At 71.3% G+C, this 26045-nt stretch carries 19 protein-coding genes; 7 read left to right on the forward strand and 12 right to left on the reverse strand.

What is annotated here, in order from left to right; genetic code table 11:
• Positions 1-101 precede the first annotated feature (101 nt).
• Together ABZ117_RS07135 and ABZ117_RS07140 are read left to right on the forward strand one after the other, a co-directional pair.
• Complete coding sequence (locus ABZ117_RS07135) at positions 102-866, forward strand: class I SAM-dependent methyltransferase (protein ID WP_356818222.1); 765 nt, start codon at positions 102-104, stop codon at positions 864-866.
• Positions 863-1405 carry a DUF1707 domain-containing protein gene (locus ABZ117_RS07140; RefSeq protein WP_356818224.1) on the forward strand — a complete coding sequence of 181 codons (543 nt, stop codon included), beginning with the start codon at positions 863-865 and terminating at the stop codon, positions 1403-1405. The genes ABZ117_RS07135 and ABZ117_RS07140 overlap by 4 nt, the downstream gene beginning before the upstream one ends.
• Before the next feature lie 97 nt (positions 1406-1502).
• On the opposite strand, the gene ABZ117_RS07145 is transcribed toward ABZ117_RS07140, so the two are convergent.
• From ABZ117_RS07145 to ABZ117_RS07175, 7 genes are all read right to left on the reverse strand, one after another.
• A complete protein-coding gene (locus tag ABZ117_RS07145; RefSeq protein WP_356818225.1) occupies positions 1503-2630 on the reverse strand; it encodes a dipeptide ABC transporter ATP-binding protein in 1128 nt (375 codons plus the stop codon).
• A 29-nt stretch (positions 2631-2659) separates the two neighbouring features.
• Complete coding sequence (locus tag ABZ117_RS07150) at positions 2660-3724, reverse strand: ABC transporter ATP-binding protein (protein WP_356818227.1); 1065 nt, start codon at positions 3722-3724, stop codon at positions 2660-2662.
• A 10-nt stretch (positions 3725-3734) separates the two neighbouring features.
• Positions 3735-4715 carry an ABC transporter permease gene (locus ABZ117_RS07155; protein WP_356818228.1) on the reverse strand — a complete coding sequence of 327 codons (981 nt, stop codon included), beginning with the start codon at positions 4713-4715 and terminating at the stop codon, positions 3735-3737.
• Positions 4716-4800: 85 nt separating this feature from the next.
• Entirely contained in the window at positions 4801-6609 is a 1809-nt protein-coding gene (locus ABZ117_RS07160; RefSeq protein WP_356818807.1) for an ABC transporter substrate-binding protein, read from the reverse strand.
• Between the two features lie 75 nt (positions 6610-6684).
• Positions 6685-7719: an ABC transporter permease gene (locus ABZ117_RS07165; protein WP_356818230.1), complete on the reverse strand. Its 1035-nt coding sequence runs from the start codon at positions 7717-7719 to the stop codon at positions 6685-6687.
• Positions 7720-8283: 564 nt separating this feature from the next.
• Entirely contained in the window at positions 8284-10191 is a 1908-nt protein-coding gene (gene typA, locus ABZ117_RS07170; RefSeq protein WP_356818232.1) for a translational GTPase TypA, read from the reverse strand.
• A 192-nt stretch (positions 10192-10383) separates the two neighbouring features.
• Complete coding sequence (locus ABZ117_RS07175) at positions 10384-12549, reverse strand: ABC transporter family substrate-binding protein (protein ID WP_356818234.1); 2166 nt, start codon at positions 12547-12549, stop codon at positions 10384-10386.
• A 314-nt stretch (positions 12550-12863) separates the two neighbouring features.
• Here ABZ117_RS07175 and ABZ117_RS07180 point away from each other — a divergent pair, with 314 nt between their 5' ends.
• The 4 genes from ABZ117_RS07180 to ABZ117_RS07195 are packed head-to-tail and all read left to right on the forward strand — an operon-like array spanning position 12864 to position 16734.
• Positions 12864-13154, forward strand: coding sequence for a hypothetical protein (locus ABZ117_RS07180; RefSeq protein WP_356818236.1), 291 nt, complete (start codon positions 12864-12866; stop codon positions 13152-13154).
• A gap of 28 nt (positions 13155-13182) precedes the next feature.
• The gene (locus ABZ117_RS07185) at positions 13183-14010 is read left to right on the forward strand and encodes a hypothetical protein (protein ID WP_356818238.1); all 828 of its coding nucleotides are present in this window, start codon (positions 13183-13185) and stop codon (positions 14008-14010) included.
• Between the two features lie 25 nt (positions 14011-14035).
• Entirely contained in the window at positions 14036-15967 is a 1932-nt protein-coding gene (locus ABZ117_RS07190; protein WP_356818240.1) for a fumarate reductase/succinate dehydrogenase flavoprotein subunit, read from the forward strand.
• Positions 15964-16734, forward strand: a complete 771-nt coding sequence (locus tag ABZ117_RS07195; protein ID WP_356818242.1) for a succinate dehydrogenase/fumarate reductase iron-sulfur subunit — start codon at positions 15964-15966, stop codon at positions 16732-16734. The genes ABZ117_RS07190 and ABZ117_RS07195 overlap by 4 nt, the downstream gene beginning before the upstream one ends.
• Before the next feature lie 27 nt (positions 16735-16761).
• Here the strand turns inward: ABZ117_RS07195 and ABZ117_RS07200 are convergent, their stop codons facing one another.
• Entirely contained in the window at positions 16762-18165 is a 1404-nt protein-coding gene (locus tag ABZ117_RS07200) for a hypothetical protein (RefSeq protein ID WP_356818243.1), read from the reverse strand.
• 80 nt (positions 18166-18245) lie between these two features.
• Here ABZ117_RS07200 and ABZ117_RS07205 point away from each other — a divergent pair, with 80 nt between their 5' ends.
• Positions 18246-19865 carry a hypothetical protein gene (locus ABZ117_RS07205; protein ID WP_356818245.1) on the forward strand — a complete coding sequence of 540 codons (1620 nt, stop codon included), beginning with the start codon at positions 18246-18248 and terminating at the stop codon, positions 19863-19865.
• 575 nt (positions 19866-20440) lie between these two features.
• Here ABZ117_RS07205 and ABZ117_RS07210 read toward each other — a convergent pair.
• The 4 genes from ABZ117_RS07210 to ABZ117_RS07225 form a co-directional block, all read right to left on the reverse strand.
• Positions 20441-23029, reverse strand: coding sequence for a SpoIIE family protein phosphatase (locus tag ABZ117_RS07210; RefSeq protein ID WP_356818246.1), 2589 nt, complete (start codon positions 23027-23029; stop codon positions 20441-20443).
• 267 nt (positions 23030-23296) lie between these two features.
• Positions 23297-23704 carry an ATP-binding protein gene (locus tag ABZ117_RS07215; RefSeq protein WP_356818808.1) on the reverse strand — a complete coding sequence of 136 codons (408 nt, stop codon included), beginning with the start codon at positions 23702-23704 and terminating at the stop codon, positions 23297-23299.
• A gap of 1393 nt (positions 23705-25097) precedes the next feature.
• Entirely contained in the window at positions 25098-25550 is a 453-nt protein-coding gene (locus ABZ117_RS07220; protein WP_356818248.1) for a (deoxy)nucleoside triphosphate pyrophosphohydrolase, read from the reverse strand.
• 30 nt (positions 25551-25580) lie between these two features.
• On the reverse strand, positions 25581-25772 hold the full coding sequence (locus ABZ117_RS07225) for an SPOR domain-containing protein (RefSeq protein WP_356818250.1): 192 nt from the start codon (positions 25770-25772) through the stop codon (positions 25581-25583).
• Positions 25773-26045: the final 273 nt, after the last annotated feature.

Here is a 26045-nt window from a genome sequence, read left to right on the forward strand (position 1 = left end):
CTTCCGACAGGGCCGCCCGCGCCAACGCCCGTGGCGCGCGGGTGACTTGGATATTGCCCGTTCCTGACGCGCCGTTCAGCATCGTGTGGCACACTGCCGCGGTGGTGGATCACGTCTTTGCCGATCTCTCGCTGGCCGCGCTGTACGACAGCCTCAACCCCTGGGGACCGGGTGACGACTTCTATCTCGGCCTGGTGCGGGAGGCCGGGGCCGTGCTGGACATCGGCTGCGGCACCGGGCAGTTACTGAGGCGGGCCCGGGACGAGGGACACCGGGGCCGGCTGATGGGGCTCGATCCGGCCGCCGCCATGCTCGTCCAGGCGCGGCGGACCCGGCCCGATGTCGAGTGGGTGCTCGGCGATGTGCGGGTGCGGCACTGGCAGGAGGAGTTCGACCTCGTCGTCATGACCGGCCACGCCTTCCAGGAGCTGGTGACCGACGAGCAGATCCGGCACTGCCTGCGGGCCGTGCGCGCCGCCCTGCGGGACGGGGGGCGGTTCGTGTTCGAGACCCGCAATCCGGACGCCCGCGCCTGGGAGCGGTGGACCCCGGACCGGGTGCGTGAGGTCACCGCCGCCGACGGCACTCCCGTGCGGGTGTGGCACGAGGTGCGGGGCGACGGGCTGCACCGGGACCGCGTCCGCTACACCGAGACCTACGCCGGCCCCCACTGGCCGGCCCCCCGCGTCCGCGACGGCGTCCTCCGCTTCCCGGACACCGGGACCCTGGACGGCTTCCTCGCGGAGGCGGGCCTGACGGTGACCGAGCGGTACGGCGACTGGGAGCGGGGGCCGCTCACCGGCACCGCCCCGGAGATCATCACCGTGGCCCGCCGCGCCCGGCCCGGCAGCGGAGTGAATCCGTGAGCCCTCTGCCGGAAGACCGGACGCCGCTGATCAGCGAGGACGACCGCGAGGCGGCGGTACGACGCCTACAGGAGGCTTACGCCCAGGGGCACATCGCGCACGCGGAGCTGGACGGACGGCTCCACCAGGTGCTCACCCTCAGGACGCGCAGCGAGCTGATGTCGGCGCTGGCCTCGCTCCCGGAGGAGAACGCGGGCACCACGTCCACGATCGCCGTCGCCGGCGGGCGGATCCGTCGGCGCGGCGTATGGCGGGTACCCCGGAGCCTGAAGATCGAGTCCGCGTTCGGCAGGGTGCACCTGGACCTGTCCCGGGCGGTCATCGAGCATGCGGTGGTCGACATCGAGCTGCAACTCGGTGCCGGCAGGGCCAGGATCACGTTGCCGCGCGACGCGACCGTCGACGTCGAGGGTCTGCACACCGGGTGGAAGGACACACTCCACAAGCCCCACCCACATCCCCGCCCCGGCGGGCCGAGGATCCGGATCTCCGGGACCATGGGCTTCGGACGACTGAAGATCCGCCACGCGCGGCGTTGAGCTTGCCGGGTCGTCACCGCGGTGGCGGACGCGGGTCCGTGGCCGGCGGGACACGGTGTACGAGCGTCGCCCGCAGCGCCGGATGCGGGCCACTCCCCTACAGCTGTCCGGGCTTCCCCTCCTCCAGCGCCGCCAGCGCAGGGTCCAGGATGATGGCCTCGTCCCGGGCCTCGATGGTCGGGTCCTCCGGGAAGTGGCAGGCCGTCAGGTGGCCGTCGTGGTTGCCGGCGATCTGGACGAGCGGGGGTTCCTCGGTGGCGCACTTGTCCTGCGCCTTCCAGCACCGGGTGCGGAAGCGGCAGCCGGAGGGCGGGGAGATGGGGGACGGCACGTCGCCGGCGAGGCGGATGCGCTCACGCGGGGGTGCCCCTCCCTCCGTGAGGCTGACCTCGGGGACGGCGGACAGCAGGGCGTGGGTGTAGGGGTGGCGCGGGCGGGCGTAGATGGAGTCGCGGTCGCCCACCTCGATGATCTTGCCGAGGTACATGACCGCGACGCGCTGCGAGAAGTGGCGCACGACGGCCAGGTCGTGGGCGATGAAGACGAACGCGATGCCCATTTCGCGCTGCACCTTCTGGAGCAGGTTGACGACCTGCGCCTGGATGGAGACGTCCAGGGCGGAGACCGGCTCGTCGGCGACGATCAGTTTCGGTTTCAGGGCGAGCGCGCGGGCGACGCCGATGCGCTGGCGCTGGCCGCCGGAGAACTCGTGCGGGAAGCGGTTGTAGTGCTCCGGGTTGAGGCCCACCGTCTCCAGCAGCTCACGGACCCGCGCCTCACGGCCGCCTTCCGGGTTGATGCCGTTGATCTCCATCGGGCCCGAGATGATCTTGCCGACCGTCTGCCGCGGGTTCAGCGACGAGTACGGGTCCTGGAAGATCATCTGTATCTCGGAGCGGATCGGCGCCAGTTGCCTGCGCGTCGCACGGCTGATGTCCCGGCCGCGGTAGGTGATCGTGCCGCTGGTGGGCTCCATCAGCCGGGTGATCAGCCGGCCCGTGGTCGACTTTCCGCAGCCCGACTCACCGACCAGGCCGAAGCTCTCGCCCTCGTACACGGTCAGGTCGACGCCGTCGACGGCCTGCACCGCACCGATGGTGCGCCGGATCGGGAAGCCGCCCTTGACGGGGAAGTGCTTGGCCAGCCCCGAGACCCGGAGCAGCGGCTCCCCCTCCGGGCCGGCGCTCTGCTCGGCGGGAGCCGGGAGGACCAGGTCCTCTTTCATGACGGTGTCCTCCTAGGACGACTGACGACCTAGCCCAGTCGGGGCTTGATCTCCTCGATGAAGATGGTCCGCTTCCGGTCGGTGGTGAGGTGGCACGCCGACGCCCGGCCGGGGCCCACCGTCGGGCGCTCGTTCACACAGCGGCCCGTGCCCTCCACCCGGTCCTGGAAGGTGCAGCGGGGGTGGAAGCGGCAGCCGGACGGCGGGGTGAGCAGCGAGGGCGGGGCGCCCGGGATCGGCGACAGCTGGGCGCCCAGGTCGGAGTCGAGCCGCGGCATCGAGTTCAGCAGGCCCCAGGTGTAAGGGTGCTGGGGTGCGCGCAGCACCTCCTCGGTGGTCCCGCGCTCCACCGCGCCGCCCGCGTACATCACCATGATGTCGTCGGCCATGTCGGCGATCACCCCGAGGTCGTGGGTGATGAAGACGATGCCCGAGCCGAACTCCTGCTGGAGGTTCTTCAGCAGGTCGAGGATCTGGGCCTGGACCGTCACGTCCAGGGCGGTGGTCGGCTCGTCGGCGATGAGCAGGTCGGGGTCGCAGATCAGCGCCATGGCGATCATCGCGCGCTGGCGCATCCCGCCGGAGAACTGGTGCGGGTAGTCCTTCGCCCGCTCCCGGGGGTGGGGGATGCCGACCTTCCCGAGCATCTCCACCGCCCGGTCCCAGGCCGCCTTCTTCGAGGCGCCGGTGTGCTTCCGGTACGGCTCGGCGATCTGCCGGCCGACGGTGTAGTACGGGGACAGTGCGGTGAGCGGGTCCTGGAAGATCATGGCGACCTTGTTGCCGCGCAGCTTCTCCAGCTCCGACTCCCGGGCGGAGGTCAACTCGCGCCCGTCGAGCAGGATCTCGCCCTCGACCGTGGTGAACATCGGGTTGTGCAGGCCGAGGATGGTCAGGTTCGTCACCGACTTGCCCGAGCCGGACTCCCCCACGATGCCGAGCGTCCTGCCGCGCTCCACGTCGAAGGAGAGCCCGTCCACGGCCCGTACGACGCCGTCCTCGGTCCTGAAGCTGACGTGCAGGTCCCGCACCGAGAGCAGGGGACCGGCACCGGCCGGTCCCGGAGCGCCGGCTTCCTTGGTCACAGTGGTCACGACAGTGCTCCTAGGCCAGCCGCACGCGCGGGTCGATGAAGGCGTACGCGGCGTCGACGACGATGTTGAAGAGCAGGATCATGCTGGCGGAGAACAGCATCACGCCGAGCAGGAGCGGCAGATCACTGAAGCTGACGGCCTGCACGGCGAGTTGTCCGAGCCCCGGCAGGGAGAAGGTGAACTCGGTGATGATGGCGCCACCGAGCAGCGAGCCGAGGTCGATGCCGAAGATGGTGACGATCGGGATCAGCGAGCCGCGCCAGGCGTAGCGGAAGAAGACGTACCGCCGGGACATGCCCTTGGCGCGGGCGGTGCGCACGTGTTCCTCCTGCAACTGTTCGATCATCGAGGACCGCGACATACGGGTGTACTGCGCCGCGAAGATCGTGGAGAGGACCACCCAGGGGATGATCAGGCCGGTGAACCAGGTGCCCGGGTCGTGGGTGAACTCGTTGTAGGCCGGCTTGTCGAACCAGTGCGTCTGGTAGACGAGGATCGCCAGGGCCAGCGGGCCCAGGAAGTAGATCTGGAGCGAACTGACGATCATGGCGCCCCCGGTGGCCGCCTTGTCGATCAGCGTGCCCCGCCGCCAGGCTGCGAGGAGTCCCGTGCCGAGGCCGACGATCAGGAAGCACACGGCCGCGCCGAGGGTCAGCGAGACGGTGGTGGGCAACCGGTCCATCAGGGTGGCCCAGACCTGCTCGTTGGTGTGGTACGAGTAACCGAAGCAGGGGGCCGGGCAGGGACCCTGGGCGAACCGGTCGCTGCCCACGAGGAGGTTGTGCAGGAAGATCCAGTACTGCTCGGGGATGGACTTGTCCAGGCCGAGCACGTGGTGGATGTTCGCGATGCTGTCCGGGTTGCAGGTCTTGCCGCACATCAGCAGCGCCGGGTCCCGGGGCACCCCGAAGAACAGCAGGAACGCGACGATGCTCAGCAGGAAGAGGATGACGACGGCACCGAGGGTCCGGCGCATGAGGAAGCGCAGCATGGCAGGGGCAGCTCTCTGACGTCGGCGGTCCGGTCGGTACCCGGCGCACCGCTGCCGCGGTGCGCCGGGTACCGTGCAGGGACGGTTACTTGATGTAGAGGCGACGCGGGTCGATGCCGCCCAGCACGTCGTCGTAGACGAGGCCGCCGACCTTGGAACCGGCGATCTGGGTCTGCTTGTAGTACCCGGTGGGGACGACGTTGACGACGTCCTTGACGAGGTACTGGTCCAGCTTCTCCCACGCGGCGGCGGACTTGACCGGGTCGGTGATCTTGTTGATCCGGTCGATCTCGCTGTTGACCTTCGGGTCGTTGACCTGCGAGTAGTTCTGCGCGCCCTCGGCGATCAGGCGGCCGTCGTACAGCGGCGGGATCACGGTCGAGGCGGACGGCCAGTCGGCGCCCCAGGCGGTGTGGAAGATGTCGTAGTTGTTGTTCAGCTTGGAGACCTGGTCGTAGTAGGTCTCGGCCGGGATCTCCTGGCGCTGGACGTTGAAGCCGGCCTTCTCCAGGCCCGCCGCCATGGCGGTGGAGTACTGCTGGCCCTCGGGCGTGTTGATGTAGCCGAAGGTCAGTTTCAGGTTGAGCTTGCCGGCCTTCTTCAGCAGCTCCCTGGCCTTGTCCGGGTCACCGGAGGGCTTCTTCTTCTTGCCGCGCGGATCGAAGCCGGCGTCGTAGCCGGAGACGGTCGGGGAGATCACTCCGCCCGCGACCTCCATGGCGTCGTTGCCGCCGTAGGCGCGCACGAACGGGGTGATCGGCAGGGCGTAGGCGATGGCCTCGCGGACCGTCTTGTCCTTCATGGCCGGGTGGCTCATGTTGATGTTCATCTGGCCCACGAACGGCTGGTAGCCGGAGACCGTGCGGGACTTCAGGTTCGGGTCCTTGAGCACCTTGGACAGGTTGCCCGCGTCGACCTGGTTGTTGAGGCTGAGGCCGGCCTTGTCCGCGCCGCTGTCGGCGAGCAGGGCCTTGGTGGAGGTCTCGTACTGCTGGTTGAACGTGATGGTGAACCGGTCGACGTACTGGTGGCGGATCGGGTCCGTCTTCGGGTCCCAGTTGGTGTTCTTGACCAGCACCATCGACTTGCCGGACTTGAACGACTGGATCTTGTACGGGCCGGTCACCACGGGCGCCTTGTCGTACCGCTGCTTGGTGTCGCCCTTCTCGGAGACCACCGCGTAGCCGGACATCGCCAGCGCGTAGGGCAGGTCGGGGTGCGGGGTATTGAAGTGGAAGACGACGGTCTTCGGGTCCGGCGTCTCCAGTACGGAGTCGGGCAGGTGCTTGCCCTTGTAGGGGCCGCCCTTGAGCAGGTTGCGGTAGGCGGTGCCCGGCTGGTCGGCCAGCCACTGCTGGAGGTAGGTGGGGCCCTGGTTGATGAACGGCGCGAAGAGCCGCTCGATGCTGTGCCGGACGTCCTTGGCCGTGATCGGGGAGCCGTCCTGGAACTTGATGCCCTCCTTGAGGGTGTACTTCCAGGTCTTGCCGCCGTCGGTGGTGGTGCCGGAGTCGGTGGCGAGGTCGCCGACCACCTCGTGCTTGCTGCCGTCGTTGCTGGTGGCTTTGTAACCCGTCAGGCCCCGGTGGATCAGCGAGGCGAGGGAGCCCTCGTTGGAGACGTATATCTGCCCCGGGTCGAGGTGGGCGTAACTGTCGCGCTGGAGTACCTCCATCGTGCCGCCGGGCTTGGCGCCGGGCACGTCGGCCGCGGGGCCCGTGGAGGCCGCCGCGTCGCCGAACTCGATGGACGCCTGCTGGCGTTTGGCGTTCTCCTGCTGCTTCTTGTTGTCACCGCCGCCGTCGCTGCCGCCCTTGCTGCAACCGGTGAGCACAAGAGCCCCGGCCGCGAGCACGGAGAGTGCGCCGTAGGCGTGGCGTCCGCCCCTACTCATCACGAAGATTCCCACCCATCTGTGTGTCACCAGTGCGATCTGTGTGTCACCAGTGCGAAAGAGAGCCTGCTTAGGTCAGCGCGCGGTCTTGGGATCGAAGGCGTCTCTGACCGAGTCCCCGAGCAGGTTGAACGCGACGACGAAGATGATCATCGAGATGCCGGGGAAGAACATGTAGGTGATGTCGTTCTGCATCACCAGTTCGGTGGACGCCTTGGAGAACATCTGCCCCCAGTCCGGCGTCGGTTCGACGATGCCCACGCCGAGGAAGGACAGTCCGGCCTCGGCGGTCACGAAGCCGGGCAGCAGATACGTCGACTGCACCAGCAGCGGGGTGACGATGTTCGGCAGGATCTCCTTGCGGATGATCCGCCACGACGAGGCCCCGCTGACCCTGGCCGCCTCGATGAACTCCCGTTCCCGCAGGGAGAGTGCGGTGCCGCGCAGGATGCGGCCGAGGCCCATCCAGCCCAGCAGCCACTGGACGAGGATCAGCGCCACCACGCGGACGTACGTGGGTGTCTCGTCACGCGGGCTGACGAACAGGGAAACCACGACCGGCATGCTCGCGATGAAGAACAGCTGGGCCGGGAACGCGAGCAGGAAGTCGGTGATCCGGCCGATGGCGTAGTCGGCCTTGCCGCCGAGGTAGCCGGCGCTGACACCGAGCAGGATGCCGGTCACGACGACCGCGACGGTGACGGCGACCGAGATCATCAGCGAGGTGCGGATGCCGTAGAGCAGCTTGGTGAACACGTCGTAGCCGTTGCCGGGTTCGAGACCGAACCAGAACTCGCCGCTGATGCCGCCGTTCGGCTGCACCGGTACGCCGGCGCTGTCGAAGAGTTCGGGGCGCTCGTCCGCGTACACGGTGTACGGGTCCTTGCCGTACACCTTGGAGATCAGCGGGGCGAGCAGGCCGATCAGGAAGAAGAAGCCCACGACGTAGGCCGAGATGATTCCCGTGCGGTCGCGCTTGAAGCGCGTCCACATCAGCTGGCCGGGGGACCGGCCTTCGAGCCTGACGGGTTCGGTCTTCGCCGGCGGCCCTGGTTCGCCGCCGACGACGACCGAAGTCCCGCCGCCCTCGATGTCGATAGGACTTGTCACGGTTCGTCCGTTTCACAGGTATGAGTGTGAGAGGTGCCCGGGTACTCCGAGGACGCGCGTGACCGCAGTCGGACGCGCGTAGTTCTACAGCCGAATCACACCGCTGGAAGCGACGAACTGACCCACTTGGTGTTCGTGACACCGCGCATGGGGGTTCCTCCTCATGACTCCACGTGTTCACCAACAGGAGAGGGTTTCCGTCTTCCCTCCGACACCCCTGACGGACGGTCAGACACCCTCTGGTGCTCGCGAGTCGGCGCTGTCCCCACAGCGCGTGACCCATTGACCCGAGCGCTACGCGGCTAACTATCTGCCATGAGGCAGGTGGCGACCACTGTCTTTAAATCTCAATTCAGTCACAGCTGACGCGAAGAACTTCCAATAACTGGACAAACTGTTCGCCGGGAGAAGGCCGCGAAACGGACGTGTTACATGGGTATCGGTCCGGGATCTCCGCAATCCGGACACCACGGGCCCGTGGCCGCCCGCCGGCCCCCGAAAAACGGGTTGCAAAAAGCCCGGGCACCCCCATCATGGGGGTGCCCGGGCTCAACTGTCCTGGGATCAGCCGTGCTTGGCGCGGCTCGCGGCGCGGGCGCGCTCCCGCTGGTCGAGCTTGACCTTGCGGATGCGAACGGCCTCCGGGGTCACCTCGACGCACTCGTCGTCGCGGCAGAACTCCAGCGACTGCTCCAGCGACAGCTTGCGCGGCGGAACGATCGCCTCGAACGAGTCGGCCGACGACGACCGCATGTTCGTGAGCTTCTTCTCCTTGGTGATGTTGACGTCCATGTCGTCGGCGCGGGAGTTCTCGCCGACGATCATGCCCTCGTACACCTCGGTGCCCGGGTCCACGAAGAGGACGCCGCGCTCCTGAAGGTTCGTCATCGCGAACGCGGTGACGGCACCGGAGCGGTCGGCGACCAGCGAACCGTTGTTACGGGTCGTCAGGGTGCCGAACCAGGGCTCGAAGCCCTCGTGGATGGAGTGGCCGATGCCCGTGCCCCGGGTCTGGGTCAGGAACTCGGTACGGAAGCCGATGAGGCCGCGCGAGGGCACGACGAACTCCATGCGGACCCAGCCGGAACCGTGGTTCGACATGTTGTCCATGCGGCCCTTGCGGACGCCCATGAGCTGCGTGACCGCGCCCATGTGCTCCTCGGGCACGTCGATCGTCATACGCTCGACCGGCTCGTAGACCTTGCCGTCGACTTCCTTGGTGACCACCTGCGGCTTGCCGACGGTCAGTTCGTAGCCCTCGCGGCGCATCTGCTCGACCAGGATGGCCAGCGCCAGCTCACCACGGCCCTGCACCTCCCAGGCGTCGGGACGCTCGGTGTCGAGGACCCGCAGGGAGACGTTGCCGATCAGCTCGCGGTCCAGCCGGTCCTTGACCTGGCGGGCGGTGACCTTGCGGTCCTTCACGGCGGCCTTGGCGTCGGCGCCCTTGCCGGTGCCGCCGCGGCCGACCAGCGGCGAGGTGTTCGTGCCGATCGTCATCGAGATCGCGGGCTCGTCGACCGTGATCAGCGGCAGCGGGATCGGGTTCTCGGGGTCGGCGAGCGTCTCGCCGATCATGATGTCGGGGATACCGGCGACCGCGCAGATGTCACCCGGGCCGGCCTTCTCGGCGGGCTTGCGGGTGAGCGCCTCGGTCATCATCAGCTCGGAGATGCGGACGTTGGCGATCGAGCCGTCACGCTTGATCCAGGCGACCGTCTGGCCCTTGCGCAGCTCGCCGTGCTCGACGCGGAGCAGCGCGATGCGGCCGAGGAAGTTGTCGGCGTCGAGGTTGGTGACGTGGGCCTGGAGCGGCGCGTCCTCCTCGTACGTCGGGGCCGGGATGTGGTCCAGGATCGTGGAGAAGAACGGCTCCAGGCTGTCGCTGTCGGCCGGGACCGTGCCGTTCTCCGGCTTGGTCAGCGAGGCGATGCCGTCACGGCCGCAGGCGTAGACGATCGGGAACTCGATCTGCTCCTCGTCGGCGTCCAGGTCGAGGAAGAGGTCGTAGGTCTCGTTGACGACCTCGTCGATCCGGGCGTCGGGGCGGTCCGTCTTGTTGATGCACAGGATGACGGGCAGCCGGGCCTGGAGGGCCTTGCGCAGCACGAAACGGGTCTGCGGCAGCGGACCCTCGGAGGCGTCCACCAGCAGCACGACGCCGTCCACCATCGACAGACCACGCTCGACCTCGCCACCGAAGTCGGCGTGGCCGGGGGTGTCGATGATGTTGATGGTGATCGGGTCCCCGCCGGTCTTCGGGTGGTACTTGACCGCCGTGTTCTTGGCGAGGATCGTGATGCCCTTCTCACGCTCCAGGTCGTTCGAATCCATCATGCGGTCGTCGACGCCCTCGAGCTGGTGGGCGGCGAACGCGCCGGCCTGCTTCAGCATGCCGTCGACGATGGTGGTCTTGCCGTGGTCGACGTGGGCGACGATAGCGACGTTGCGGATGTCGTGGCGCGTGGCCATATTGCGGCGTACTCCCGGAGTGGTGAGAAGGCCCTGCTCTGACGTCCGTGTGACGCGGGCCTGCCGGGCTTGACACGCCACGGCCTCACCCCATGGTACGTGTCCTTCGCGGCGGGGGCGCGCCGGGCCGACGCAAGGGGCGCGGAACGGCGTCGCCCCCTCACGTCCGCGGGCCGTCACCTGCCTCCGCGGTCACTTGTCCGGGCTGCCGCTCGCGGGGCTCGCGGAGACCTTCACGCCCTTCTTCAGGAAGCCCATGTCCTCGTACACCGGCGTCTGGAATCCGAACGCGCCCGCGTTGACGAGGTTCTTGCGCACCCCCACCAGTTGCGGCCGCTGGTAGAGCGGGATCGAGCCGGCGGCGGCCCAGATGCGCGCGTCGGCCTTCCTGATCAGGTCCCGCTCCTCGTCCTCGTCCAGCGTGGTCGCGGCCTGGTCGAAGAGCTGGTCGACCTGGTCGGTGCCCACCCGGGTGAAGTTCTGCTCCACGTTCACCGAGCCGTCGGCCGCCGGGACCGGTTTGGCGTAGACCGGCCGGGCGTCGGTGGCGGGGAAGGCCGAGGACGGCCAGGAGTAGAGGGCGAGGTCGTAGTCGCCGGAGGCGATGTGGTCCTTGAAGTAGCTCTGGTCCGACACCTTGGTGATCGTCGTGCGGATGCCGATCTGCTCCAGCATCGCGGAGATCCGCGCGGCGACCGAGCCGAGGGTGTCCGAGCCCGGCCCGGAGGGTAGGACGAAGCGGAGCGCGAGTGCCTTGCCGTCCTTGGCGAGCGGTCCGGCCGGCGCGGCGGCCGGGGCGGCCGTGCCCCGGGGGGCGTACGCGCCCGGCGCGCCGCCGTGCCTGCTCTCCTGCGTGAGGCCCTTGTCGCCGTGCTCGCGCTTGTCGTCGCCGGACGCGCGCCGCTGCCCCTTGTTGTCGTCCTCGCCGACGATGTACTGGCCGTCCTGGCCGCCGTCCGAGACGTCCTGGGAGGGCTTCTGGGGGCCGGCCGCCTTCTCGGTCTTCTTCTCCGCCTTGACCGGACCGCCGGCCACCCACCCGGCGTCGGAGAGCAGCGCCTGCGCCTCCTTGGTGTCCTGGTCGCCGATCGCGCCGCTGCCGTCGGCGTAGGCGGCCTGCCCGGACAGGGCGAGGTGGCTGCCGACCGGCACGGCGGGCAGGCCCAGCGGGGTGAGGACCAGCCGGGCCAGTTCGGCCCGGTCCAGGGCGCGGGCGACGGCCCTGCGGACCCGTTCGTCGGCGAGGGGGCCCGAGGAACCGTTGAGGGCGAGCTGGGTGTAGGCGGGTTCCAGGGACTTGCGGACGTCGAAGTCGCGCAGTTCCTGCTGCTGCTCCAGGTACCGCTTGATGACCTTGCGCAGCTTCTTCTTCCCCCTGGGCACCTTGTCGGAGTCGAAGCCGTGCGCGAGCGCCCAGGCGCGCAGCTTCTTCACGGACGTCTTCCCGGAGCCCTGGAGCGGGGTGCCGGTGCCCTTCTGCCGGTTGGCGAGGCCGATCCGCTGGGCGTCGCCGGAGTCGACCTCGGCGAGGTCGACGCTGCCGTCGGCGAGCGCGGCGGCCCGCTTGTCGCGGGACACGGCGTGCAGCACGATCTGGTTCAGCTTGGCCGGCTTGCCCCACCAGCGCGGGTTGCGGGAGAGGACGACGTCCTTCTCGGCGGTGTCGACCTTCTCCACCCGGAAGGGCCCGGCGGTGACCTTCAGCTTGCGGCGGGCGCCGTCGTTGAAGGCGTCGGGGGTGCCCATGACGTCCTTCGGGTAGAGCGGGGAGAACAGCGACTTCCAGTCGGCGTAGGGGCGGGAGAAGGTGACCCGGACCTGGAGGTCGTTGGCGCCGCGCTCGATCTTGGCGATGCGGTCGTAGCCGGCGTTCCGGGCGGTCCAGTAGGCGCTGTCCTTGCCGGACAGGGCGCGCCACTGGGCGGCGAAGTCGGCCGCGCCGATCTCCCGGCCGTCGCTCCAGACGGCCTGCTGGTTCAGCTTGTACAGCACGACCTGGCGCGGCTCGGTCTCGATGACCTTGGCCGATTCCAGATAGGCCGGATTCGCCACCGGGCGGCCGTTCGCGTCGAGCCGGAACATCGACGGCAGCACGGCCTGGGCGATGCGGCTGGTGCCGGCGTCGGCGTCGGCCTGGAAGGTGTTCAGGGTCTCCGGGACGGCGTCCACGGCCCATTTCAGGGTGCCTCCGTCGGCCACCTGGGCGCGGACGACGGGGACGATGTCCTGCCCGGCGACGGGACCGGCGGGTTCGTCGTCGGAACCGCAGCCGGCCAGGAGCGGCACCGCGAGCGCGCCCGCGGTGAGGAAGGCGACCGAGCGCATGACCGCGCGCGGGCCGACGCCGTGGTGGGACATCTCTGCTACCTCCGGGAAGCCGCGGGGCTTATGCTCACTTTTGTAGCTATATGGAACTGATCACTTTCGGCGGTATATGGAGCTGATCAGATCTATGCGGCCACTGAAGAGGAAAGGTTCCGGCCACAGCGGGCGACACGGCGACGACGGGCGGTAACCCCACCCGTGCGGCGCAACGCCCGCCGAGATGCATCCGTGCGCCTCCGTCAATCGCTGCACATGCCTTCACACCGGCACGTGTGACGCGCGAGACTCCAAGGCGCATGAACGTTGCCGCCCAGGGCCCACGGGCCCGTCACAGTGAGGGGCAGGTCATGACCGTGCACGACGACATCACCTCGGCCCAGCGCTCCCTCGACGACCTGCACCGGTCGCTGGGACGCCTGGAGCACCACCTCGACCGCGGAAGCCTCGAGATGCGCCGGGTCCGGCTGGACGCCGATCATCTACGGGAGAGCCTGGCACTGCTGCGGGCGGCGGCCGCGGCCCCGGACGCGGCCCGCAGGCCGGACCTCGTGACCATCTCCGACACGCCCTACGACATAAGCCTGTGGACGGACTCGGACGACGAGGGCCTGGGCGCCCGCGACCGCCGCGCCCCCTGAGAAACCCCTACCGAACCGGAGTCCTGACTTGGCCACTGGTACGGAACCCCGACCGGACGAATCCAGCGGCGGCGTGCGGGCCCGTCCGCGCGCCGCGATCGCCGCCCCGCACCTGCGGACCGACCGCTGGTGGCTGGCGCCCGCCGTCACCGCGGCCGGCCTGTTCGCCTTCGTCGTCTACTCCACCTGGCGGGCCTTCTCGAACGCCCACTACTACGCGGCGCCCTACGTCTCGCCGTTCTACTCGCCGTGTCTGGCGGAGAACTGCCGGACCATGCACGCCGGGCCGAACGCGGGCCTCCTCGGCGGCTGGTGGGGCCTGTCCCCCGCGCTCATCATCCTGATCTTCCCGCTCGGCTTCCGCCTGACCTGCTACTACTACCGCAAGGCGTACTACCGCGCGTTCTGGGCGTCCCCGCCCGCCTGCGCGGTGGCCGAGCCGCACCGCACATACACCGGCGAGACCCGCTTCCCGCTGGTCCTCCAGAACCTCCACCGGTACTTCTTCTACGCCGCCCTGCTGGTCGCCGGGGTACTGACCTACGACACCGCGCTGGCCTTCCGCGACCCGCACTACCGCTGGGGCCACATGGGCCTGGGCTCCCTGGTCTTCCTGGCCAACATCGTGCTGATCTGGGCGTACACCCTCTCCTGCCACTCGTGCCGGCACATCGTCGGCGGCAAGCTCAAGCACTTCTCCCGGCACCCCGCGCGCTACCGGGCGTGGCAGTTCGTCGGGCAGCTCAACGCCCGCCACATGCAGCTGGCCTGGGCGTCGCTGCTCAGCGTGGCGCTCGCCGACTTCTACGTGTATCTCGTCGCGTCCGGCGTCTTCGACGACCCGCGCTTCTTCTAGAGACTCCAGTGAGGGAACTGAACTGATGTCCGTGGTGGACCGGCAGGAGTGGGACGTCGTCGTGGTCGGTGCCGGCGGCGCGGGGCTGCGGGCCGCGATCGAGGCACGCGAGCGGGGCGCCCGTACGGCCGTGATCTGCAAATCCCTGTTCGGCAAGGCGCACACGGTGATGGCCGAGGGCGGTATCGCGGCGGCGATGGCCAACGCCAACGAGCACGACACCTGGCAGGTCCACTTCCGCGACACCATGCGCGGCGGCAAGTTCCTCAACCAGTGGCGGATGGCCGAGCTGCACGCGCAGGAGGCCCCGGACCGGGTGTGGGAGCTGGAGACCTGGGGCGCGCTGTTCGACCGGACGAAGGACGGCCGCATCTCGCAGCGCAACTTCGGCGGGCACGAGTACCCGCGGCTGGCGCACGTCGGCGACCGCACCGGCCTGGAGCTGATCCGCACCCTCCAGCAGAAGACCGTCGCGCTGCAACAGGAGGACTTCGCGGCGACCGGAGATCACGAGTCGCGGCTCAAGGTGTTCCAGGAGTGCACCGTCACCCGGATCCTCAAGAACGGCGACCGGGTCTCGGGAGTCTTCGCCTACGAGCGGGAGACCGGCCGTTTCCTCGTCCTGCGGGCGCCCGCCGTGGTCCTCGCGACCGGCGGCATCGGCAAGTCGTTCAAGGTCACGTCGAACTCCTGGGAGTACACCGGCGACGGCCACGCGCTGGCGCTCCTGGCGGGCGCTCCGCTGCTGAACATGGAGTTCGTGCAGTTCCACCCGACGGGCATGGTCTGGCCGCCGTCGGTGAAGGGCATCCTCGTCACCGAGTCCGTGCGCGGGGACGGCGGGGTGCTCAGGAACTCCGACGGCAGACGGTTCATGTTCGACTACGTCCCGGACGTCTTCAAGGACAAGTACGCCGAGGCGGAGGACGAGGCCGACCGGTGGTACGAGAACCCGGACGACAACCGCCGGCCCCCCGAACTGCTCCCCCGCGACGAGGTGGCCCGGGCGATCAACGCCGAGGTGAAGGCGGGCCGGGGCTCCCCGCACGGCGGGGTGTTCCTGGACGTGTCGACCCGGATGCCCGCCGAGGTGATCCGGCGCCGGCTGCCGTCGATGTACCACCAGTTCAAGGAGCTGGCCGACGTCGACATCACGGCCGAGGCGATGGAGGTCGGGCCGACCTGCCACTACGTGATGGGCGGCATCGCCGTCGACTCCGACACGGCGGCGGCCCGCGGGGTGCCGGGGCTGTACGCGGCCGGTGAGGTGGCCGGCGGCATGCACGGCTCCAACCGGCTCGGCGGCAACTCCCTCTCCGACCTGCTGGTGTTCGGCCGCCGGGCCGGCCGGCACGCCGCGGAGTACGCGCAGGGGCTGGCCGGCCGGCGTCCGCCCGTGGACGACGCCCAGGTCGACACGGCAGCGGCGGAGGCCCTGCGCCCCTTCTCCGCGGAGACCCAGGGCGGCGCGGACGCGCCGGAGAACCCGTACGCCCTGCACCAGGAACTCCAGCAGACCATGAACGACCTGGTCGGCATCATCCGCCGCGAGGGCGAGATGGAACAGGCCCTGCACCGGCTGGCCGAGCTGCGGGCCCGGGCCCGGCGGGCCGGCGTCGAGGGCCACCGCCAGTTCAACCCCGGCTGGCACCTCGCCCTGGACCTCAGGAACATGCTGCTGGTCAGCGAGTGCGTGGCCCGGTCCGCTCTGGAACGCACCGAGTCGCGCGGCGGGCACACCCGCGAGGACCATCCGGCGATGGACCGCGCCTGGCGCAACGTGAACCTGCTGTGCGCCCTGGCCGACCCCACCGGTGGTCTCGCGGCGGCCGACCCCGCCCGGGGCCAGATCCGGCTGACCCGCGAGAGAACCGACCCCATCCGCCCGGACCTGCTCGCCCTCTTCGAGAAGGAGGAGCTGGTCAAGTACCTCGCCGAGGAGGAGCTGTACGAGTGAGCAGCTACGAGGCCCGCTTCCGGGTGTGGCGGGGCGACGAACAGGGCGGCGGCCTGACGGACTACACGGTCGAGGTGAACGACGGCGAGGTGGTCCTGGACATCGTCCACCGGCTCCAGGCCACCCAGGCACCCGATCTCGCCGTGCGCTGGAACTGCAAGGCGGGCAAGTGCGGTTCGTGCTCGGCGGAGATCAACGGCCGGCCGCGGCTGCTGTGCATGACCCGTATGTCGGTCTTCGACCGCTCGGAGACGATCACGGTGACCCCCCTCCGTGCGTTCCCGGTGATCCGGGACCTGGTGACCGACGTCGGCTTCAACTACCAGAAGGCGCGGGAGGTCCCGGCGTTCGTGCCGCCCGCCGGGGTGGGACCCGGCGAGTACCGCATGATGCAGGAGGACGTGGACCGTTCGCAGGAGTTCCGCAAGTGCATCGAGTGCTTCCTGTGCCAGGACACCTGCCACGTCGTGCGCGACCACGAGGAGAACAAGACGGCGTTCGCCGGCCCGCGCTTCCTGATGCGCGTCGCCGAACTCGACATGCATCCCCTGGACGCGGCGGCCGGGACCGGCGTGGACCGCGCGCGCACGGCCCAGGACGACCACGGCCTCGGCTACTGCAACATCACCAAGTGCTGCACGGAGGTCTGCCCCGAGGGCATCCGGATCACGGACAACGCCCTGATCCCGCTGAAGGAACGGGCGGCCGACCGCAAGTACGACCCGCTGGTGTGGCTGGGCTCGAAGATCCGGAGGCGGTCTCATTAGACCGTGAGCGACCCCGCGAGGCCCGGATCAGCCGGCCCAGTCCTCCTGGTAGGCCCGCCAGTCCGCCTCCGTAGCCGCGAAGTCGACGTACAGGGCGACGCCGAAACGGGCCCGGCCGGCGTCGGTGCGGGACAGCCCGAGCCGGACGCCCCGTACGGCGGCCGGAACCGTCTCCGCGCGGGCCCGGTGGCCGAAACGGTTCTCGTGGAAGAAGGGCAGGCCCATCAGGAGATCGGTGGTCCTCGGGGTGACCTCCAGGGCGAGAGCGGTCTGCTCGGCCACATAGCCGCCGTACAGGCTCGCCAGCGGCTGCATGGTGTCGTACGACATCACGGCGATCTGGTCCACCCGGCGTGCCACCTGCCCGAAGTACGACTGCGACCACCACTTGGGGTGGCCGGTCGTCGTACCCCAGAAGGAGTGGAAGGCGGGCAGCGGGTCGATCTGGTGGGCCGCGACGGAGAGCAGCGCGTGCCGGGAGCGGGTCAGGGCCCGCAGGTCGTCGAGGAGGCACAGATAGTCACGGTCGCCGGAGTGGAGGGGCTCCAGGTCGAAGTGGGCGCCCTCGAAACCGGCGTCGAGGATCCGGCGGGTCGAGGCGGCGATCGCGGCCCGCGTCGCCGGCCGCTCCAGCCGCAGCCCGTCCGGGCTCTCGCTGGCCAGCGTGTCGCCGAGCCAGGCCTGGACCCGGACGCCGGGCAGCTGCCGGTGCAGGGCCCCGGTCAGCCACCGGGCCTTCCGGTAGGCGGACGGGGGCAGCGTGCCGTCGTGCTCCAGCGGTCCCGAGTGCACGTACAGATCCCGGATCCCGCTGCCCCGCAACCGCGCGGCCAGCGCCGTGACGTCCTTCCCGCTCTTCCGCCCGTCCACCCAGGCGTGCCCCAGCCACAGCGCGTCGTGGTGCCGGGTGCGGGTGCCGGGGGCCGGGTCGCCGGTGTAGTTGAGCCGCAGGGCCGTCTCGGCGGTGAGGACCGGGAGCAGGAGGAGGACGAGGGCGACGCAGACACCGCGGACCGTCCGGCGCCGCCACGAACGGGTTGGGCTCCGCGGGGCCGCCGGGGGGTGCGCGGGAGCGGGGGGTTCGGGGGGCTTGGGGGGCTCGAGGGGCTCGGATGGGGTGTCTGGGGGGTCGGGGGTGGTGTCGGGGATGTCGGTGGGCTCGGGAGTCTCGGGGGTGATGTCAGGGGGGTCGGGGGTGTCAGTGGGCTCGAGGGTCTCGGGGGTGTTGTCAGGGATCTCGGGGGTGTCTGCGGTGTCCGGGGGGTCGAGGGTGTCGGTTGCGTCGACCCGGGGTTCGTCCGGCTGGCGTGGGCCGGCCTGGCATGGGCCGGCCTGAGGGGCCGGGTCCTGGCCCGCGCCCGCCCGGGAGTCCCCGTCCGTGGCCTGATCACGCCGGTCCTCGCCGCCGTGACCGTCCCGGTGTTCGTCCATCGCGTCCCCCTGTCCGCCTGGTACCCCACCCGCCCCCGTCCCGGTCGCGGAGCCGCCGACCTGCCCATACGCTCCGAAAGGTGACGTCCTCCCTGATGCGGGGCCGACCCCGGCGTGCCACGGCGCGCACCAGGGTGCGGGTGGCGCATGCGGTGCTGGGTGGCCTGGCCGGGGCCGGGTGGCTGGTGTTGCCGGTGATGACGGTGGCGGCGCACGATCCGGTTCCCCCGGCCGCGGCCGGCCCGGTGGCCGGTGCCGCCGCGCGGCAGGACGAGACGTCCTCGGCCGACCTCGTGCTGCCGCTCGTCGCCGGGGTCACGGCCGTGTCCCTGGCCGGCTACGGCTACCTGCGCCGCACCCGGCGCGCCCGCACCCGGACGACCCCGGGAACGGTCTCCGCGCAACCGCCCGCGCCCACCCGGGACGACTCCGAACGGCAGGCCCGGGCGGCACTGCGCCTGGCCGACGAGTGCGTGCGGACCAGCCGGGAGGAACTGTCCTTCGTCCGGGACCTGTTCGGGGAGGACCGGACGGAACCGTTCACGCGTGCGCTGCGGGCCGCCGACACCGAGCTGTCGGCCGCGTTCGCGATCTGGCGGCGGTACGAGGAGGGCGTCCCGGAGGACGCGGGCTCCCGGCGGCAGGCCCTGGTGGGCGTGATCGGCCGCTGCGCGGAGGCCGGCCGCCGCCTGGACGCGGAGGCTGAGGCGCTGGACGGGCTGCGCGGACTCGGCGGGCCGGGGGCGGATCGGCGGGTGGTGCGTGCGGCGGAGGCGGACGGCCCGGAGGCCGCTGGGCGCGGCGGCGCCGGCGCGGCGCTGGAGGTGGCCGAGGGACGGTTCCGGGAGGCGGCGGCCCGGACGGTCACCGCGCAGGAGACCCTGGCCGCGCTCCGGGAGCGGTACGCGCCCACCGCCTCGGCGCCCGTCGCCGGGTACGTCGAACAGGCCAAGGACCGGCTGGTGTTCGCCACGGCCCGGCTCAACGAGGCCCGCCAGGCCGCCGACATGGACGACGGGGAACGGACCGCCCGGCACCTGCGTGCCGGGGAGGGCGCGGTGGCCCAGGCGGAGATCCTGGTGGGCGCGGTGGAGCGGCTCGCGGCGCACCTGCGGGAGGCGGCCGGACTGGTGCCGGCCGCGCTGACCGGCGCGGAGGCGGAGCTGGCGGCGGTCCGGGGCGGTGAGCGGGCCTCGCCGGCCCCGGACGAGCCGCGCGCCCCCCTCGCCCACGCGGACGGCGTGCTGGCGGGGGTCCGCGAGGAGCTGACCGGCGGCCCGTACGACCCGCTGGACGCCCTGCGCCGGATCGGCCGGACGGTGGAGCGGCTGGGCGGGGCCCGGTCCGGTGTGCTGGGCGTCGCGACGCTGCTCGTGGCGCGGTGTTCCGTCGCCGGGGCGGAGGAGTTCGTGGCGGCGCACCGGGGAGCGGTGGGCACGCGGGCCCGGGCCCGGCTGGCGGAGGCAGCGCGGGAGCTGGGCGCGGGCCGTGCCTCCCGGGCCGACTCGGTGGCCCGGGAGGCACGGGAGCTGGGCGAGCGGGATGTCCGGGCGTACGGCAGCCCGTACGCCGGTGCCGAAGGGGAGGCGGCCGGTCTCGCCGGTGCCGTGCTGGGCGGCATCCTCCTGGCCGAGGACGCGGACGGCGGACCCCCGGCGGCCTACGGCGGCCCGCTCACCCGCTCCCGCCACCACCCGTGACCCACCCGGCGCCGCGCCGGTTCCGGTCCGCCGGGGCAGACCCGCCGAAGCCGTGCAGGGGGCCAGCTGCACGGCCGGCGGACCCGCCACACCTCCCGCGGCTTCCCTGCACGCCCAGCGGAACCCGCCGACACCTCCCACGGGTTCCCTGCACGCTCGGCAGAACCCGGCAACATACCCCACGGGTTCACCGCACGCTCAGAACCCGCCAACACCTCCCAGGCGCTCACCGCACGCCCAGCGGAACCCGCCGATGCCTCTTCCGGGTTCACCGCACGCTCGGCGGAACCCGCCAACACCTCCCCCGGGTCCCCTGCCACGCTCGGCGACCCCGCCGAGTCCTCCCGCGGGTCCGTTCCACAGTCGGCGGGAGGTTCGCCAGGACCCGCTGTCATCGGCACAGCCGGCCCCGGCCCCCACCCGGTCGCGCACCGATACACCGGACGGACCTCGACCACCGGCGAGAAGGCGGCTTCGTGGCCTCGCGCCCGACCCCGGCCGTCCGGCAGAGCCCCAGTGATGTCCGAGTGGGGTCGGTGCCGGATCTGGAGGTCGGGAGGCCGGCCGGGGTGTCGTCAGAACAGGCTCAGCAGGGCCTCCGCCGGGTCCGTGAGGGTTCCCTCGCCGCCCGGCAGGGGCAACTCGAACCACACCGTCTTGCCGCGTGGCGTCCGGCGGGAGCCCCAGGCCGCGCTGAGCAGCCCGACGAGTTGCAGTCCCCGTCCGCCCTCGTCGGTGTCCCGGGCCCGCCGTCTCCGTGGCTGGACCAGCCCGGAGTCCCAGACCTCGCAGACCAGTGTGCGGTCCAGCAGCAGCCGCAGCCTGATGTCCCCCTCGCCGTACCGCAGCGCGTTCGTCACCAGCTCGCTCACCAGGAGTTCCGTCGTGTCGATCAGCGGTTCCAGGCCCCAGTCGGCGAGCTGACCGCGGGCGTACTCCCGGGCCCGCCCGACACTGCGCGGTTCGCGCGGCAGCGTCCAGTCGCCGACGGACTCCTCGGGCAGTCCCTGCACCCGGGCCATCAGCAGCGCGATGTCGTCCTCGCCGTGGTGGGTGTCGAGCGTGTTGAGGACGTGGTCGCAGACGTCCTCCAGGGGGCGGGAGGGGTCGGTGAGCGCTCCGACGAAGGCCTGGAGGCCCTCGTCCAGGGGGTGGTGGCGGGACTCGACGAGGCCGTCGGTGTACAGCGCGAGCAGCGCGCCCTCGGGGAGTTCGACCTCGACCTCCTCGAAGGGCTCGCCGCCCACACCGAGCGGCATCCCCGGCGGCACGTCCAGCATCAGGGCCGTCTCGCCGGGCTCGACCAGGACCGGCGGCAGATGGCCCGCATTGGCGAACGTGCAGCGCCTGGTCACGGAGTCGTACACGGCGTACACGCAGGTCGCGAGGTACACCTCGGAGAGGTCGGCGTCCCGGGGCTGACGGGCGGTGCGGGTGGCCTGCTGGACGCCGCCCGGCGTGCCGAGCCCCCGCGCGATCTCGTCCAACGCCGAGAGGACCTCGGCCGGTTCCAGGTCCAGCAGGGCCAGAGTGCGTACGGCCGTACGGAGTTCGCCCATGGCCACGGCCGCGCGCAGCCCCCGCCCCATCACGTCCCCCACGACCAACGCCGTGCGATGACCTGGCAGTTCGATGACGTCGAACCAGTCGCCGCCCACCTCGGTGGCCGCGTTGCCGGGCAGATAGCGGCAGGCTATGTCCAGGCCGGACGCCTCGGGGTCGCCGGGCGGGAGCAGGGACCGTTGCAGTATCAGCGCCCGTTCGTGCTCCCGCCGGTACAGGCGCGCGTTGTCGATGCAGACCGCGGCCCGTGCGGCCAGCTCCACCGCCAGGTCCCGGTCCCGGTCGCCGAACGGCTCGCTGCCCTTGGTCCGGGCGAACTGGGCGATGCCGACGACCGTGTCGTGGGCGACCATCGGCACGGCCAGCGTGGACTGCACGAGTCCGCCCTCCTCCGCGGGCACGCGCTGGGGGCGGGCGGTGCGCAGGGCGTCCGCGCAGGGCGAGCTGAAGGGGAAGTGGTGGACCGCGCCGACCTCGACGGGGTGCCCCGAGCTGGTGAAGGGGGCACCGGAGACGGCGCTGGCGAAGGCGACGCGCCGCAGTTCGGCGCTGCCGTCGGCGAGGCCGGGCGGGGCCTCGTCCCCGGTCAGCAGACCCTGGTAGAGGTCGACGGTGGCGAGGTCGCAGAAGCCGGGGACGACGACGTCGAGGAGTTCACGGGCCGTCGTCTCCAGGTCGAGGGAGTTGCCTATGCGCGCGCCGGCGTCGTTGAGCAGGGCGAGATTGCGCCGGGCGGCGGCGGCCTCACGGGCGGCCTCACGGCGGGCGGTGATGTCGGTGCCGAGCCAGGCGATACCGATGGGCCGGCCGCTGCCGCTGTACACGCGGTAGAGGTTGATGGACCAGTGCCGGCGTTCTTCGGAGCCCGGGACGAACCCGGTGACGTGCATGTCGGTGATCGACTCGCCGGTCTCCAGGACCCGCCGCAGGGTGGCCGAAACCCGCTCGGCCTCGGCGCGCGGCAGATAGTCGTGAACTCCCCTGCCCCGGTGGTCGTCCGGGGTTCCGCCGAAGATGGAGGCGAAGCGGTGGTTGGCCCGACGGACCCTCAGGTCGTCGTCGATCAGCAGGAAACCGAACGGAGACTGGCCGAAGATCGCCTGCGAGGCGGCGAGGTCGGTCTCGATGCTGCGGAGCGTGCGGACGTCCACGACGATACAGACGGCGGCCTTGTCACCCTCGGCGGTGCGGGTGGGCATGACGTAGACCTCGGCCAGCCCCTCCTCGCCGCGCGTGCCGTCCGGCAGGTCCGGCATGCGGAAGGGGACCACGCCGGTCCACTCGCGCCCGTCGAGAATTTCGGCCATCTTCCGCTGGCCGCGGTCGCGCAGATCGGGGTCGATGAACGCCTCGATGGGGTCCATGCCGACGGCGCGTGCGGCGGGGATGCCGAAGAGCTGTTCGGCGCGCAGGCTCCACTGTTCGACCAGCCCGCCGGGACTGATGGAGAAGGACGCGACCTTGATGTAGTCGTAGATCGAACCGGGCGGACTGCTCTGCCACGTGGCGTCGCCGGGTGCCGCGGCCGCCTCCGCGGCCTGGTTCCTCGCGCCGTCCGACGGGTCCTCGGACTCCGTGGCCTTCGCTGGTATCTCGCTCACGCGAACCGTCCCCTCCAGCTCACCGCACCCGGCACCGGTCACCGGGGGCGGCTGCCCGCAGTATCCAGCACTACGGCGCCGCACGACACGGTGTTCACGATCACAGCACGGTCCAGGTGTTTTTCGGACCGGTCCGTGACAACACTTCCACTCTTCTAACCAGGGAACACGCCGCCGAATCACCCACTCGGGACCGGGCGCGTGCCCGGCGCGCACCTGGACGGCGCACCGGCGGCTGTACACCCCCGTGCGCCCACGGCCGCCGCCTCACCCGGGCACCACGAGTTCGAACCAGACGGTCTTGCCGCCGGTGCCGGGCCGGGTGCCCCAGCGGCGTGAGGATCCGGCGACGAGTTGCAGGCCGCGCCCGCTCTCGTCCTCCGGCCGGGCGACGCGCTCGCGCGGCGGGTCGGGGAGCGGGTCGGAGACCTCCACCCGCAGCGTGTCGTCCGATGCGGCGGGACGGACCAGCCGTACCCCGATGGGGCCGGTGGCATGCCGCAGGGAGTTGGTGACCAGCTCACTGACCAGCAGCGCCGCGAGGTCGGCCAGACAGTCGAGGTCCCAGCCGCGCAGCTGGCCCCGGACGGCCGCGCGGGCGTTGCGCACGGCGCCCGGTTCCGCGGGGAAGGACCACTCGGCGCAGTCACCGTCGGTGTCGATCACGCCGATCACTTCCCCGGCCAACAGAGCCCACCCATGTCCGCTTTCATGGGGTTAATGGGCACATACCCGATATCCGGCAGGCAGTACCGCGCGTGAGGGCGCACTGTGGCACGAACGGCGTATGCGGCGCTCCACGGGACCGGCGCGAGCGCCGCGTGCTTCGAGGACGGCGACATCCGGCACCCCGCGCGGGCTCTCCGCCCCCGCGGTCCCGGCCCAGCCGAACCCACCGGCGGAACGACCGGTCGACGATGCGGGCCCGTCGACGGACCTGCCCGAGGGGGAGACGGACCAGTGGATGGACCCGCCCGACGGGAAAGCGAACCCATCGGTGGACCTACCCGACGGGAAAGCGGACCCAGCAGTAGACCCGTCGGGCCGGAGGGCGGACCCATCGGCAGCCCCGACCGGTCTGAAGGCGGAGCAGTCCGGCCGGGAGGGCCCGTCCGTGGACCCGGCCGGCCGGGAGACCGCCCGGTCCGCGCGCTCGGCCGATCAGGAGGCCCCATCGGTCGACCCCGCCGGCGGGGAGGCTTTCCAGGGGTGGAGTCCGTCGGCCGGGAGGCGGCCCCGTCGGCAGGCTCGGCCGACCCGGAGGCGGCCGCACCGTGGGCTCGGCTGGCCAGGAAGTGACAACGTCGGCAGGCTCGATCGCCCCGGAGGTAGCCGTACCCGCCGGCTCAGCCGTCCCCGAGCCGGCCCCACCGGCGGGCTCGGCCGGCCAAGAAGTGGCCGCGTCGACAGGCCCCGTCGGCCCGGAGGCGGTCGCCCGGCGGACTCGGCCGAACCGGAGGTAGCCGCATCCGTGGACTCGGCCAGCCGGGAAGTGACAACGTCGGCAAGCTCGATCGACCAGGAGATAGCCGTACCGGCGGAATCAACTGCCCCGGAGGGGGCCCCACCGGCGGGCTCAACCGTCCCCGAGCCGGCCCCACCGGCAGGCGCGGCCGGCCAAGAAGTGGCCGCGTCGACAGGCCCCGTCGACCCGGAGGCGGTCGCCCGGCGGACTCGGCCGAACCGGAGGTAGCCGCATCCGTGGACTCGGCCAGCCGGGAAGTGACAACGTCGGCAAGCTCGATCGACCAGGAGATAGCCGTACCGGCGGAATCAGCCGCCCCGGAGGGGGCCCCACCGGCGGGCTCAACCGTCCCCGGGCCGGCCCCACCGGCAGGCGCGGCCGGCCAAGAAGTGGCCGCGTCGACAGGCCCCGTCGACCCGGAGGCGGTCGCCCGGCGGACTCGGCCGAACCGGAGGTAGCCGCATCCGTGGACTCGGCCGGCCCGGAGGGGACCGCGTAGGCAGGCCCGTCGGCCCGGAGGCGGTCGCGTCGGCAGGCTCCGTCGACTCGGAGGCGGCCGTATCGACGGGTCCGGTCGGCCGGGAGGCAACCGTATCGACGGGCTCAGTCGGCCGGGAGGTGGCCGCACCGGTGCTGCTCGGGCGGTTGGAGTCTTGCGGTCTCCCGGACCGCCGGGACGTCCTGGTCCAGCCACGGGACGTCCCAGAGCTGGGCCGGGGTCAGCCAGCGCAGCTCGTCGTGGTCCTGGAGGGGACGGGGCGCGGGTGAACCGGGGCGCAGGCGGGCGGTCCACACCCACAGGACGTACGGCGCGCGCAGCGGCCACTCCCCCGGCACCCGCCGGACGGTCTCGGCGTCGATGCCCAGTTCCTCGCGCAGTTCGCGCACCAGGGCGTCCTCGGGCCGCTCACCCGGCTCCACCTTGCCGCCGGGCAGCTCCCAGCGCCCGGCCAGGTCGGCGGGCGCACTGCGGCGCGCGGCGAGCAGCCGGCCGCCGTCGAACAGGGCGGCTCCCACCACGACGATCCGTTCCGTCCCGGACGGCGTGCGCGTCATGGAGGGGAGCCTACGTCAGCGCGCGGACGGTCAGTTGTGCGCGCCGTCCCCGTTCTGGCCGATGCGCTCGACCCAGTACAGCTGCTTGTGACCCCGGTCGTCGAAGCTGTCGGCGATCTTCTGCGCTTCCGCGCGCGTCGCGTACCGGCCGACGCGGTAGCGGTTGCCGTTGTCGTCCTGCCGTATCACGATCCAGGGCAGTGAGACCGTGCCCTCACTCATGGCCCCCACCGCCCGCGTTCCTTCCCGCACCGCCCCGCCCTCCCCCACGTTCGGCTGCGCTCTCGGGCCCCCGTCGCGCACCGCCTAAGGAAACCGCAATCCGCATATGCCCGAGCGTACGCCCAACCTTCACGCTGCGCATACGACTTTTCACAAAGAGGTACGCAACCAGCCAGACCGCCGGGGGCGCACGGGGCCGAACGCGCCGTCGCCAACCCTGCCACCCCGGGTCGGGGCCGTGCCGGACTCACCCGGGCACCTGCGAGAACGGCC

The sequence above is a fragment of the Streptomyces sp. NPDC006309 genome, assembly GCF_040613095.1.
GTDB lineage: Bacteria > Actinomycetota > Actinomycetes > Streptomycetales > Streptomycetaceae > Streptomyces.